The organism is Parabacteroides sp. HGS0025 (genome assembly GCF_000969845.1).
In the GTDB taxonomy this organism is placed as follows: domain Bacteria; phylum Bacteroidota; class Bacteroidia; order Bacteroidales; family Tannerellaceae; genus Parabacteroides; species Parabacteroides gordonii.
Genome location: NZ_KQ033902.1, coordinates 167814 through 181489 on the forward strand (window position 1 = coordinate 167814; position 13676 = coordinate 181489).

Annotated in this window: 9 protein-coding genes; 1 reads left to right on the forward strand and 8 read right to left on the reverse strand. The window is 47.8% G+C overall.

The annotated features are described in order from the left end of the window. Positions 1-124 precede the first annotated feature (124 nt). From HMPREF1212_RS00565 to dinD, 4 genes are all read right to left on the reverse strand, one after another. Positions 125-1492, reverse strand: coding sequence for a TolC family protein (locus HMPREF1212_RS00565; RefSeq protein WP_046148052.1), 1368 nt, complete (start codon positions 1490-1492; stop codon positions 125-127). A gap of 4 nt (positions 1493-1496) precedes the next feature. Continuing rightward, a complete protein-coding gene (locus tag HMPREF1212_RS00570) occupies positions 1497-4709 on the reverse strand; it encodes an efflux RND transporter permease subunit (RefSeq protein ID WP_046148053.1) in 3213 nt (1070 codons plus the stop codon). A gap of 14 nt (positions 4710-4723) precedes the next feature. Next, positions 4724-5839, reverse strand: coding sequence for an efflux RND transporter periplasmic adaptor subunit (locus HMPREF1212_RS00575; RefSeq protein ID WP_046148054.1), 1116 nt, complete (start codon positions 5837-5839; stop codon positions 4724-4726). Between the two features lie 266 nt (positions 5840-6105). Further along, on the reverse strand, positions 6106-6942 hold the full coding sequence (gene dinD / locus HMPREF1212_RS00580; RefSeq protein WP_046148055.1) for a DNA damage-inducible protein D: 837 nt from the start codon (positions 6940-6942) through the stop codon (positions 6106-6108). A 197-nt stretch (positions 6943-7139) separates the two neighbouring features. Here dinD and HMPREF1212_RS00585 point away from each other — a divergent pair, with 197 nt between their 5' ends. Beyond that, positions 7140-8051 carry a helix-turn-helix domain-containing protein gene (locus tag HMPREF1212_RS00585; RefSeq protein WP_232430029.1) on the forward strand — a complete coding sequence of 304 codons (912 nt, stop codon included), beginning with the start codon at positions 7140-7142 and terminating at the stop codon, positions 8049-8051. Between the two features lie 206 nt (positions 8052-8257). Here HMPREF1212_RS00585 and nrdG read toward each other — a convergent pair whose 3' ends face one another. From nrdG to atpA, 4 genes are all read right to left on the reverse strand, one after another. Next, positions 8258-8758: an anaerobic ribonucleoside-triphosphate reductase activating protein gene (gene nrdG / locus HMPREF1212_RS00590; protein WP_046148056.1), complete on the reverse strand. Its 501-nt coding sequence runs from the start codon at positions 8756-8758 to the stop codon at positions 8258-8260. A gap of 16 nt (positions 8759-8774) precedes the next feature. Then, positions 8775-10982: an anaerobic ribonucleoside triphosphate reductase gene (locus tag HMPREF1212_RS00595; protein ID WP_046148057.1), complete on the reverse strand. Its 2208-nt coding sequence runs from the start codon at positions 10980-10982 to the stop codon at positions 8775-8777. A gap of 228 nt (positions 10983-11210) precedes the next feature. Beyond that, positions 11211-12065: a F0F1 ATP synthase subunit gamma gene (locus HMPREF1212_RS00600; protein WP_046148058.1), complete on the reverse strand. Its 855-nt coding sequence runs from the start codon at positions 12063-12065 to the stop codon at positions 11211-11213. A gap of 14 nt (positions 12066-12079) precedes the next feature. Next, entirely contained in the window at positions 12080-13669 is a 1590-nt protein-coding gene (atpA, locus tag HMPREF1212_RS00605) for a F0F1 ATP synthase subunit alpha (protein ID WP_046148059.1), read from the reverse strand. Between the last annotated feature and the right edge of the window lie 7 nt (positions 13670-13676).

Genomic DNA, 13676 nt, shown 5'->3' on the forward strand with positions numbered 1-13676 from the left:
CACAGCCCCTTGTTTGCTACATCAACAGCCCTTTGTTTGCCACATAAACAACCGTTTGTGTGTCGTGTCAACAGCCGCTTGTTTGTCACGTAAACAAACGGCTGTTTGCGGCATCCTCATTTTACTACTCTTGTCCTCCCCCTAAAGCATGGTAGAGGTTGATCACTCCCTGTATTTCGTCGAAGCGGTCGGCTGCTTGCGACAATTCGGATTGCAACAGGGATTGTTGAGCGGTCAGCACTTCCAGATACGTCGTGTTTCCGTGATCCATCAACAACTGTGTGCTTTTTACGGCCTTTTGCAGGGCGGCAATCTGTTGGTCGGCCAACACGATGCGTCCGCGGGCTGTTTGCCATTGGGTCAATGCGTTGTTTACTTCGCTGCCGGCATTCAGGATACTCTGCTGAAAGGCGAGTGAGGCTTCTTCCTGCTGTGCCTTGGCTATCTTCAGTTGTGCGATATTGGCTCCTTTATTGAACAATGGCTGTGTCAGCGAGCCGATAGTCTGCAACAATAAACCGCCGGGATTGGCAATGACACCGCCTCCGCTGTTCGTCCATCCCACCACGCCGCTCAGGTTGATGCTCGGATAGAATGCGCTCCGTGCCCCGTTTGTAACATAGAACGCCTGTGCTAGCGAGTATTCAGCCTGCCGCACATCCGGCCGGTTACCGAGCAGAGCAACCGGGACACCGGCTGATAGTGACTGGGGAAACTCCTGCCCATCGAGGTCGCCTCTTTCTATTTTCCGCGGAACTTCTCCGAGCAGGTTTGAAAGGCTGTTCTCCATTTCATTGATCTGCTGGCGTAAAGTCAGGAGAGAGGCTTCCACATTCAGGCTATTCGCTTCCGACTGTGAGACGGCTGCTTCATTCGTCAGCCCGGCTTTTTTCAGGGCGTACATCGCCTGTACATTTTCTTTCCAAAGTGAAGCCGTCCGTTCACTAATGACAAGTTGTTTGTCTAGTAATAATAAAGTGTAATAGGAATTGGCAATAGTGGCTATTAGCTGTGTCCGGACGGCTTGCTTATATGATTTGGTCTGTTCGAGGGCTGCCTGAGCGCTTCTTTTCGCGTTTGTCAGTCTCCCGAATATATCGATTTCCCAACTGGCGGAAGCGGCCAGCTGATAGCTTTTCGCTGCCTTTGAACCGTCGAAGCTACTCAACGTACCCTGTGGGGTCAGATTGAGTGCCGGCAGGTACGCCAGGCGCGAGGTCATCAGGGCGGCTTCGGCTTCCTGTACCCGCAGGTGGGCGGTACGGAAATCGGTGTTGTTTTCCAACCCTTTGTCGATCAGAACCTGCAACTGCGGATCCGTGAAAAGTTCCCGCCAGTCGAGATTACCGATGCTTGTCGTATCCGTAGCCATCTCTTCATCCCTGAATAAATTGTCAGGAACAGAAGTCTCCGGTTTATAGGATGTATAGATGCCGCACCCGCTCAGTAACGAGAGGGTGGCGACGGATAATAATATGATGTTATTTTTCATCTGCTTATTTTTCTTTCTTTTTACTATCGAGATATTCTTTCCGCTCGGCAGTTACCTCTTCCACTTCTTCCTGGATCTGCCAGTCGTGTGTCGGCTCGAACTGTATCGGACGCACTTTTTCCTGCAGATACTGGAATACGATAAACAGGGAAGGTACGACGAACAGCAATGCCAGTGTTCCGATCAGCATACCGCCAACGGCACCTGTACCCAGCGAACTGTTACCGTTTGCACCTACACCGGTAGCAACTACCAGTGGCAACAGACCGAAGATCATCGTCAACGCCGTCATCAGGATCGGGCGCAGGCGGACTTTGGCGGCAGACAGTGCGGCTGAAGTCAGGCTCATACCGGCTGCCCGGCGTTCGGTCGCATACTCGGTAAGCAGGATCGCTGTCTTTGACAATAATCCGATCAACATAATCAATCCGGTTTGCAGGTAAATATTGTTTTCCAATCCCATAATTTTAGCGAACAGGAAGCTACCCATCAACCCGAAAGGAACCGAGAGGATCACAGCGAACGGGATCAGGAAACTTTCGTAAAGGGCACTCAGGATCAGGTAGATCATCAGGATACAGATGATAAAGATAACGACCGTCGTGTCGCTCTGCTGATTTTCCTCGCGGGTGATACCGGCAAAGTCGTAACCATATCCTTTCGGAAGGGCGGTTGAGGCTACTTCCTTCACAGCCTTGATCGCATCACCGGAGCTATATCCCGGAGCAGGCATGGCATTCACATTGATCGAGTTGTACATATTGAAACGGCTCAGCGACTCGGCACCGTACACCTTTGTCAACGTTACGAACTGGCTCAGCGGAGACATTTCACCGTTTGCCATACGTACAAACGTATTATCCAGCGAAGAGTCATCCAAACGGTAGATCGGTGAAGCCTGGATCATCACTTTATATACCTTCGAGAAACGGTTGAAGTTGGAGACATACTGTCCGCCATAGTAACCCGAGAGTGTGCTCAGAACAGCATCCGGCGTGATACCGGCGCGTTTACATTTCGCTGCGTCCACTGTCACCTCCCATTGCGGGTAGTTGATGGCGAAGGTGGAATAAGCTGCCGCGATCTCCGGACGGTCGCGCAGGGCGGCCAGGTATTGCTGGGTGGTATTGAAGAACTCGGTGAGATCGCCTCCCTTTTTGTCCTGCATATACATTTCCAGCGCGTTACCCATACCGTAGCCGGGGATCATACCCGGAGCCATAGCGAAAATATTGGCATCTTTTATATCGGCGGTACGCCCGTATATCTGTCCGATGACAGACTGCACATGATCTTCCCTGGCTGTACGTTCATCCCAGGGCTTCAGTTTCAGGATAAACATACCGAACGAGTTACCTTGTCCGGAGATCAGCCCGTAGCCGGAGACCTTATTATATTCCTTTATCTGCGGAAGATCTTTGATACGGTTCTCGATATCGGTCATGACGATATTGGTTGTTGCCAGTGAGTTACCGGCTGCGGTAGTTACATTGACAAACAATACTCCCTGGTCTTCGTCAGGAACGAGACTGGTCTTCGTTGTCTTCATCAGTAAAACAAGTACGACAATCGAACAGGCCAGCAACGACCAGGTAAGCCATTTCCGTTTGATAAAGAACAATACACCTTTCTTATATTTGGTGATTATCGCGTCGAAAGCCGTATTGAACACCCTGCGGAAACGGGCGGCAAAATTTTCCTTTTGCGTACCGTCTTCATTGATGTACGGTTTCAGGATCAGGGCACATAAAGCGGGACTCAATGTCAACGCGTTAATAGCCGAAATACCTACGGCAACGGCCATCGTCAGACCGAACTGGGTGTAGAACGTTCCCGAAGTACCGCTCATAAACGATACCGGAATAAACACGGCCATAAACACCAGTGAAGAAGAAATAATGGCGGTGCTGATACCGTTCATGGCATCCATACTTGCCATGTACGATGACTTATACCCGACATCGAATCGGGCCTGCACCGCCTCGACGACGACAATGGCATCGTCGACCACCGTACCGATCACCAGCACGAGGGCAAACAGCGTAATCAGGTTGATACTGAATCCGGCAATCGACATAAAAGCAAACGTACCGACCAGCGATACGATGATACCTACCAACGGGATCAAGGTCGAACGGATATCCTGCAGGAATATATATACGACAAGGATTACCAGGAGAATCGCTTCGATCAGTGTCTTCACCACTTCATTGATAGAGGCGTAGAGGAAGTCGTTCGAGCTCATCATCTGTACGATCTCTACTCCTTTAGGTAAGTCTTTACGCGCTTCTTTCAGAAAGGCGTCGATATTGTTGTTTACCTCGGTTGCGTTCGAACCGGCTGTCTGGAAGATCATACAGGATATACCGGTATGCCCTGATGTCTCGCCGATATATGCGTAGCTTTCGCGGCCGAGTTCTATTTCGGCGATATCCTTCAGCTTCAGAACTTCTCCATCTTCCGACGAGCGGATCACAATGTCTCCGAACTCTTCCGGCTGTATCAGACGTCCTTTGTACTTCATCGTGTACTGGTACGTCTCCGTTGAGTTTTCTCCGAATGAACCGGTGGCCGACTCAATATTCTGTTCAGCCAGGACAGCTGTAACATCAGCCGGGATCAGATTGTACTGTGCCATTACGTCCGGCTTCATCCAGACACGCATGCTGTAATCGCCTCCCATTACCATCAACTCGCCGACACCCGAGATACGAAGGATCTCCGGCTTAAGGTTGATACTCAGGTAGTTTGAAAGGAAGTTCTCATCGTATGAGTCGTCAGGGCTGTAGATAGAAAATATCTGCAACATACTGGTTTGCCGTTTCGTCGTCGTTACACCTACCTGGTTTACTTCTGCGGGGAGCTGACCGCTGGCTTTCGATACGCGGTTCTGCACGTTTACGGCAGCCATGTCGGGATCAGTTCCCTGTTTGAAGTATACCATGATGGAGACGGTACCGGCATTGGTTGCGGTAGAGGTCATGTAGGTCATATCTTCAACACCGTTGATGGCTTCTTCCAGCGGGGCAATAACACTCTTTTGAAGTGTCTCGGCGCTGGCTCCGAAATAAGTGGTGCTTACCATGACGGTAGGCGGGGCGATATCCGGGTATTGTTCGACAGGCAGCGTCGACAATCCGATAATACCCATAAATACTATCACGATAGAGATAACGGCTGATAGTACCGGGCGTTCTATAAAGGTTCTTAATTTCATATTCCTTCTTTCAATTATTGTTTAACCTGAATCGGGGTTCCTTCGCGCAGCAAACCTACACCTTCGGCAACAATCACGTCACCAGTTTTCAAACCTTCGTTCACGATATATTCCTGTCCGCCGTTCACGCGGGTTACGTTAACCAGGGTGGACTGTGCTTTACCGTCTACCACCTTGTAGGCGTAAACTTTATCTTGTATTTCAAAAGTGGCCGTCTGCGGTATAACGATACTTCCTGATTTTTCTGTAGATAGAATGATGTTACCGGAACTGCCGCTGTAGAGTATGCCGTCTTCATTCGGGAATATGGCACGCAGGCTTACGGTCCCTGTACTGCGGTCGATAACGCCGCTGATTGTTTCTACCTTCCCTTTTACCGGATAAACAGACTTGTCATTCAGCTGTAGTTCTACTTCCGGCATCATCTCCAGTGCCTTTTGCTTCGAACCATACTGACGGGTTAATGACAGGAGCTGGTTTTCAGTCATGGAGAAGTAGACATACATATCCGAATTGTCGGAAACGGTAGTCAGTGGCTTAGGTGAATTGGCACTTACCAATGCTCCGACACGATAGGGGAGTGTTGCTACAACGCCGTTCGACGGACTTTTCACTTCCGTATAGGAAAGATTATTGCGTGCATTCAATTCCAGTGCTTTCATCTGGGCTAGTTGTGCTTTGGCACTCAGCCAGTTGTTTTCTGCTGTTTGCAGGTCGAAAGCGGATACTACATTTTGTGCATGCAGTTCTTTTTTACTGTCGAGCGTCAGTTTGGCCGTACTCAGGGCAGCTTCTGCCGCTTCTACGTTGGCAAGTGCAGTCTGCAAGGCTGCCTGGTAGGGTACCTGGTCGATAACAAACAATAACTGTCCTTTTCGTACAGCCTGCCCTTCTTCTACGCATAGTTGGGTAATGAATCCTGACACCTGAGGATAGATATCTATATCCTGTCGTCCCCGTATAGTGGCGGAATAAAGACTACTCAGGGTTTTGTCAGTGGTCGACACTTTTAGTACCTTGTACTCACTGTTAACCATTGTTGCCGGTTGCTCTTTACACGAGCTTACAATAAGGCATATAAGCCCTACCCCGAGGCCGCTGAGGCATCGGGCAATAAAATTTTTCTTCATTTTTCTGCTATTATTTCAATTATAATCCCGGCAGTAGGATTGTTCCAAAATCAAAACATCAACACGGTAATGTCAGAGTGTGAAAGTTTGCTACTCATTGATATATACTGCCTTAACTAATAACCGGTGCAAATGTCCGACTTTTCCCCCGATTTCATGTGGTTGAAAATTGAATATTGTTGTTCCAAATTTGAACAGGGGGATAGCGCCTGATCATTTTGCGGACGTCCGCAAAATGATCAGGATACTATATTGATTTCATTGCGTTATTTCTTTTTCTTCCTGGGGTCGCTCAGCTTATTCGTCTCTTTTTTCATGCGTTTTTCCACTTTTTTAATATCTTCACCAGCTGGAAAATGTTCCGGAAAAATACCTCTGTTGACTAGCATGTCTCTTACAGCCAGGTTATTATCTACGTGCTCATGTTCGATGGGCGATTGTCCGTACAAGTCTTTTTGCTGTACGTTGACAGAGGTCATTTCTGCTGCAAAATCTTTTGCTTTAATGCTGATTGTCGGTAGGAAATCGGCAAGCGGACGACTTTCAGGTACACCTAACTTGCGTTTTAACAGCTTGGTATCTATGCGAAACAGGGCTTTGTCTCCCTTTGAACGTATGGTAGCAAAACCTTTGTTATCGATGCCTCTTTCGTATAATACACCCGAAAGAAGCTTCTCTGTTTCGGCTAGTTTGGTGCGGGCGTTGATGCGTTCGTAATCCAATAAGCGTTGTTCTACAAGCTCTGCACGGCGTGTTTGTACGGCAAAGTAGTTTTGGGCAAAAGCTATTTCAGGCTTACGAGGGTCTCCATTTTGTGCAATTAGGTAGCATGCATAGCGGGTTAGCAGTATGTTATCTATCTCTCTTTCAGACCTTGAGCCAAGTAAAACCATTTTGCGGACGTCCGCAAAATGGTAGGCTGTATCTTCTCCTGCATTTTGGCAGGATGCTTTTGCTTTTTCTATGGCTGGCAGGAAGTTACGCCATTGGGTATATCCTAATAGGGGATATAATTCTCTTGCACTCCAACATTCAACCCCATTGTATTCACAGACAATACTTTCAAATCGAGTAAATAATTCTTTGATTTCTTCAGTTTTCATAGTTACTGTTTTTATAGTTTCCGCAAATATATGGATTAGTATTTAATAATAACAGGATTTATTCTATTATTATTTGTTTATATCTCCTTCTCTTTCAATGCTTGAATTAACCCTGACCATTTTGCGGATGTCCGCAAAATGGTTTTATCTGATTTTAGATATATTTCTTATCTTTGCCAACTTACAAAAGAGTATTCATGGAACAATCTGTCTTACAACTCAGTATCGAGGATTTGCTGCGTTATAAATTGGTTTTTAAGTCCTATCAGGATAAGTTGATCATTGCCCGGATAAATGGTGACGGTCATGAAAATCCGGGATTTAAGGAAGGTGTATCCATTCGATTGGATGCCTTTTCTATTTTTCTGGTGCGTCGGGGCAAGATAGAGATTACAATTGATGATTTTACCTATTATCTGACGGATAATGTGCTGTTGGATATTATGGATATGCATGCGGTAAAGGATTTTCGTTTATCTCCTGACTTCAGAGGGTATCATCTGATTATCGAAAGGAACCTGTTTGCCGAGATCATGCTGAATAGCCGCCGTATGCCTGCTGCTTATATCGCTTCGCGCCATAGCCGTCCGATCCAGAAATTGAAAGACGAAGAAGGGGCTTTACTGGAAGATTGCCTGTTGCGGATTGAACGTAACATGGAACGTACCGGTCATGCCTGGCAACGGGACATTGTCCTGAACGAACTGCGTGGCTTTCTTTTGGAAATGAATGATATCATTTACCAGGCCAACCGGGGAAAAGTAAGTCCGAACCCACCCAGTAAAGACGTGCTTTTGTTCCTTTTTATCCAGCTGTTGAATAAAAATTGCCGGACGGAACATTCCGTTTCCTTTTATGCAGGTGAGTTATGTATAACTCCTGAATATCTTTCGCGTATAATGAAGAGTTTCAGCGGAAAAACCGTCAACCAATGGATCAGTGAAGCATTGATGCGTGAAGCTGAAATCTCCTTGCGTAACCCCGACTTAACCATTCAACAGGTGGCCGATATGCTGAACTTCTCTGACCAGTCATCGTTCGGAAAGTTCTTTAAGAAGCATCGGGGCATTTCTCCTTTGGCTTACAAAAAGCAGTTTGTTGCAGAGTAGGGATAGTTGTCAGGCAATCCTTTTACTCTGGCACGTAAATGATTTTCCCGTTATATCAAAATGATACTACTATCCCGACTAATCGGGATTAATATAGCGGGTAAATTGAATTAGTATCGCGACTAATATTTTTTAACATATCATATGGGCTCCAAAAGAGGGTTTATATAAGCAAAATGTAATTGTGGGTTAGTGGTGTGGCGGGCTCAAATAAACGGATTGTAATTATAGAAAACTACTTCCCGCTTTTTTAAAGAAGCTTTCACATCGATCAGCCGCTGATTGGTGCTGCCACGGAACAATAGACTTTCGTCATGGAGAGCCTGCTTGAATTTACCGTCGACCAAGACGTCTACATATTGGAGTAATGCTGCTTGTTTGGGATTCTCCAGTAGCTTCTCGAATTTGTATCCGGTATAGCACCAGATGTTCTTCCGGCTTTTCTCTTTGATGGCACGAGCCAGCTTGGTGAACTCTTCCGGCTGGTACATCGGGTCGCCGCCGCTGAAGGTTACATCCGCGAAATCATCGGCCAGCACCTTTTCCAATATTTCTTCGGTAGGAACGGGGCGGCCTTTGTTGATATCCCACGATTCGGGATTATGACAGCCCGGGCATTGGTTCGGGCAACCGGCAGCGTAGATGGCAGTCCGGAAACCGGGGCCATCTACGGTTGTATCTTCTATAATATCGATAATAGATAACATAGCTATTGACTGTTTATCAATTATGAATAATGCGATCGTTCAATTCGGATAACTTGGCATTGTTCCAGCGATCGGTCGTACCTACCAGATAGCCGGTGATGCGTTGCAGTTTATCCAGATGCTGGCTGCCGCATTTCGGGCAGGTTTCCAGGTTGGCATCTGCGTTTTCGTAGCCGCAATCCAGGCAACGGTTGCGGTTATGGTTTACCGAGCCGTAACCGATATTGTATTTATCCATCATATCGACCACTTTCATGATCACTTCCGGATTATGGGTCGCATCGCCGTCAATTTCGACATAAAAAATATGACCGCCACCAGTCAAAGCGTGGTAAGGTGCTTCGATTTCTGCTTTATGGCGGGCGCTGCATTTGTAATATACCGGAACATGGTTGGAGTTCGTATAATAATCGCGGTCGCAGATACCGGGCAGCGGGCCGAATTTCTTACGGTCTCTTCCTGTGAACTTGCCGGAAAGACCTTCTGCCGGAGTTGCCAGCACACTGTAGTTATGCTGATACTGTTCCGAAAACTTATTTACACGGTCGCGCATATAAGTCACGATCTTTATACCTAATTCCTGTGAGTCTGCATCTTCACCATGATGTTTACCGGTAAGGGCGACCAGGCATTCTGCCAACCCGATAAATCCGATACCCAATGTACCCTGGTTGATGACCGAAGCGATCGTGTCTGTCGGTTTCAGCTTTTCGCTACCCAGCCAGAGTGAAGACATGAGCAGCGGGAACTGTTTTGCATACGCCGTTTTCTGGAACTCCATACGTTCGTGCAGCTGACGGGCTGTAATCTCCAGCATTTCGTCCAGTTTGGCAAAGAAGCGGGCAATACGTACCTCTTTATCTTCAATATCCATACATTCGATAGCCAGGCGTACGATGTTGATCGTAGAGAAAGACAGGTTTCCGCGACCGATAGATGTTTTCGGCCCGAAACGGTTCTCGAATACACGCGTGCGGCATCCCATCGTTGCCACTTCGTGAATATAACGTTGAGGATCGTCGGCTTTCCAATCCTCATGCTGGTTGAAAGTTGCATCCAGGTTCAGGAAGTTCGGGAAAAAGCGGCGTGCCGATACTTTACAGGATAATACATACAGGTCGTAGTTTCGGTCTTCCGGCAGATAGCTTACGCCCCGTTTCTTTTTCCATATCTGGATCGGGAAGATAGCCGTTTCGCCGTTACCGACACCCCGGTAGGTACTTTTCAATATTTCGCGGATGATGCAACGACCTTCCGCCGAAGTATCTGTACCGTAGTTGATAGAACTGAATACTACCTGGTTGCCACCACGTGAGTGAATAGTATTCATATTATGGATAAAAGCTTCCATCGACTGGTGGACGCGGCTGACAGTTTTGTTGATCGCGTGTTGTATGATTCGTTGCTCACCCGTCAGGCCATCCAGCGGGCTGTTCACATAGTCGTCTACTTCTACCTGGTAGAGATGCGAATAATCGGCTCCGTTCAATTCTTCAAGCGTTTTTATCTCTTCGATAAAGCTGTTGCGCACGTAAGGAGCCAGATAAAAGTCGAAAGCCGGGATCGCTTGTCCACCGTGCATTTCGTTCTGAGCAGTTTCCAGTGAGATACATCCCAGTATGCTGGCCGTTTCGATACGTTTTGCCGGGCGCGATTCGCCATGTCCGGCAGAGAAACCGTATTTTAGAATGCGATCCAGCGGATGCTGTACGCAGGTCAGGCTCTTGGTCGGGTAATAATCCTTATCATGGATATGGAGGTAATTGTTGGAAATGGCTTCCTTTACCTCTTCGCTTAACAGATAGTCATCGACAAACGGTTTGGTTGTCTCGCTGGAGAATTTCATCATCATACCCGCGGGCGTGTCTGCATTCATATTGGCATTCTCGCGGGTGATATCATTCGATTTGATATTGATAATTTCCAGGAACATGTCGCGCGTTTTTGCTTTACGGGCAACGCTACGCTGATTGCGGTAAGCAATATATTTTTGTGCTACGTCTTTACGGCTACTGTTCATCAGTTCCAGTTCGACTGCATCCTGAATCGCTTCCACCGTCATTTGTGGTTCCCCTTTGAATGAAATATGGTCGACGATCTGGCGAATTAGCTGCAAATCGTCTCCTATTTCTGTGTGTAGCATGGCTTTTCTGATTGCCGTCACGATTTTCTCCTCATTAAATCCGACGATACGACCATCCCTTTTGATAACTGTCTGAATCATGATAAATGTATTGGTGTATTACGTTTTATTTCTATGCAAAGGTATGCTCTATTGTAATACGGTTTTCTTTTTGGAAAACTTTTAACCAGTTAAAATATGTCAACTGCCTGATTGCTAGATGCGATATTTGCAAAAACGGAAAACTTTAATATTCTTTCGAATAAAAAGTTTTCCGTTTTGTTTTATGCTGGGAATCTGTAATGTGAAAAGTATCAGTCGCTTATGCTACTATCCTGCCCCTCCCATTATATCCAGCAGTTCATTGGTGATAGCCTGCTGGCGGTTCTTGTTGTATTGCAATGTCAGTTCCTGGATCAGGTCGTTGGCATTGTCGTTGGCGGTCTGCATAGCCAGCATACGGGCGGCATGTTCGGCAGTCGTATTGTCGAGCAGTGTCGTGTAGATATGCAGGTGAAGGACTTTGGGAAGCAATAAAGCCAGCAGATGTTCGGACGACGGCTCCAGAATGTAATTGGCCGACATGCTTGTGGGAGTTATCTCCGGTAACGTGATCGGAAGGAATACCTTTTCGGTCAATATCTGTTCCGCCATATTTTTGAAATGATGGTAGAGCAGTTCCACCCGGTCGGCCTGACCGGAAGTATAAAGCGTCATCATCGCAGTTGCCAGCTGGCTGGCATCTTCGTAGTTTAGCTTGTCACCTGCCTGAAGAAAACTGTTGTCGGTCTGGTATCCGGCTTTATGCAGTTCGTCGGCGATCTTTTTGCCGACGGGATAAATGCGTACGGCAATGCCATCCGCCTCATACCGGTGAAGGCGGGCGGACAACTCTTTCCATATGTTGGCATTGAAAGCACCACACAGACCCGTATTGGACGAAAAGGCAACGATAGCGACCTGCTTCACTTCCCGCCGGGCGGTATAAGGGGTATTCAGTTCGCTTTCGGCAGCCAGGGTTCCGTTCAATATAGTGCTCAGCTTACTTTCGTATGCAAGCATATGTTCGACAATCGTCTGTGTATGATGCAGCTTGGCAGAAGATACCATCTTCATGGCGGAAGTGATCTTCTGTGTATTCCTGATCGATGCAAGACGGATTTTTATCTCTTTCAGTGATGCCATAATCTAGTTTCTATTCAATCTGCTTTGTATGCTCCGCTTACCTGGTGAGCAGTTTCTTCCAGGATACGGCAAACATCGTCGTTTATCACTCCCGATCTCAGTACGTCGAGTACATCCCTCTGGTGATTGGTGATCAATGTCTGAAGATAGGCTTTTTCGAAATCATGCACTTTATCCAGCGGCACTTCCTTCAATAAGCCTTTCGTACCGCAATACAGGATCGCGATCTGATACTCGACAGGCATCGGGCTGTATTGGGGCTGTATCAGCAGTAGGGTATTCTTCTGTCCCTTATCGATCGTAAAGGCCGTTACCGCATCCATTTCGCCACCGAATTTCGTGAACGACTCTAGTTCACGGAACTGTGCCTGGTCTATCTTCAACGTACCGGCCACCTTCTTCATTGCCTTCAACTGGGCGTTACCACCTACGCGGGATACCGAGATACCTACGTTGATAGCCGGGCGGTTCCCCTGGTTGAACAGGTCTGTCTCCAGGAATATCTGTCCGTCGGTGATAGAGATCACGTTGGTCGGGATATAGGCGGAAACGTCGCCCGCCTGTGTCTCGATGATCGGCAAGGCTGTCAGCGAGCCGCCTCCTTTTACCAGATCCTTCATGCTTTCCGGCAGGTCGTTCATTTCGCGGGCTACTTCCTGCTGGTTGATGATCTTCGCCGCACGTTCCAGTAAGCGGGAGTGCAGGTAGAAGATATCGCCCGGGTATGCTTCGCGTCCGGAAGGGCGGCGAAGGATCAGGGATACTTCACGGTAAGCAACAGCCTGCTTTGACAAGTCATCATAAACCACCAGGGCATGACGTCCGCTATCGCGGAAATATTCGCCGATAGCAGCTCCGGCAAAAGGAGCGAAATATTGCATCGCAGCCGGATCGGAAGCGGTGGCACTGACAACGATCGTGTAGTCCATAGCTCCTTTCTCCTGAAGCGTACTGACCAAAGAGGCTACGGTAGAGCCCTTCTGTCCGATCGCTACATAAATACAGTAAACAGGGTTGCCTGCTTCGTAATTGCTACGCTGGTTGATAATGGCATCGATCGCGATGGAAGTCTTACCGGTCTGGCGGTCGCCGATAATCAGTTCACGTTGTCCGCGTCCGATAGGTATCATGGCATCTACCGCCTTGATACCCGTCTGCAACGGTTCGTTGACCGGCTGACGGAAGATCACGCCCGGTGCTTTCCGCTCCAGAGGCATCTGGTATTTCTTACCGACGATCTCGCCTTTGCCGTCGATCGGGTTACCCAGCGGGTCGATCACACGGCCGATCATATCTTCACTTACATTGATAGAAGCAATGCGGCGGGTACGTTTTACGGTATCGCCTTCCTTCACCTGGTCGGTCGGGCCGAGCAATACGGCACCCACGTTATCCTCTTCCAGGTTCATGACGATGGCTTCCATGCCGTTGTCGAAGGCCAGCAGCTCGTTGGCTTCGGCATTATCCAGTCCGTAGATGCGTGCTACCCCGTCGCTTACCTGGAGCACGGTACCCACTTCTTCCAGATGGATGCTGGTGTTGATACCTTCCAGTTGCTCGCGTAATATGGCGGAAACTTCACTTACTTTTATCTGGTCTGTCATACGTTTT

What these genes read in the sequence shown, in the direction of transcription:
- HMPREF1212_RS00585 (WP_232430029.1), top strand. Translation starts at nt 7,140, where the DNA reads ATGGAACAATCTGTCTTACAACTCAGTATCGAGGATTTGCTGCGTTAT.
- HMPREF1212_RS00575 (WP_046148054.1), bottom strand. Translation starts at nt 5,839, where the DNA reads ATGAAGAAAAATTTTATTGCCCGATGCCTCAGCGGCCTCGGGGTAGGG.
- HMPREF1212_RS00565 (WP_046148052.1), bottom strand. Translation starts at nt 1,492, where the DNA reads ATGAAAAATAACATCATATTATTATCCGTCGCCACCCTCTCGTTACTG.
- HMPREF1212_RS00570 (WP_046148053.1), bottom strand. Translation starts at nt 4,709, where the DNA reads ATGAAATTAAGAACCTTTATAGAACGCCCGGTACTATCAGCCGTTATC.
- atpA (WP_046148059.1), bottom strand. Translation starts at nt 13,669, where the DNA reads ATGACAGACCAGATAAAAGTAAGTGAAGTTTCCGCCATATTACGCGAG.
- HMPREF1212_RS00600 (WP_046148058.1), bottom strand. Translation starts at nt 12,065, where the DNA reads ATGGCATCACTGAAAGAGATAAAAATCCGTCTTGCATCGATCAGGAAT.
- dinD (WP_046148055.1), bottom strand. Translation starts at nt 6,942, where the DNA reads ATGAAAACTGAAGAAATCAAAGAATTATTTACTCGATTTGAAAGTATT.
- nrdG (WP_046148056.1), bottom strand. Translation starts at nt 8,758, where the DNA reads ATGTTATCTATTATCGATATTATAGAAGATACAACCGTAGATGGCCCC.
- HMPREF1212_RS00595 (WP_046148057.1), bottom strand. Translation starts at nt 10,982, where the DNA reads ATGATTCAGACAGTTATCAAAAGGGATGGTCGTATCGTCGGATTTAAT.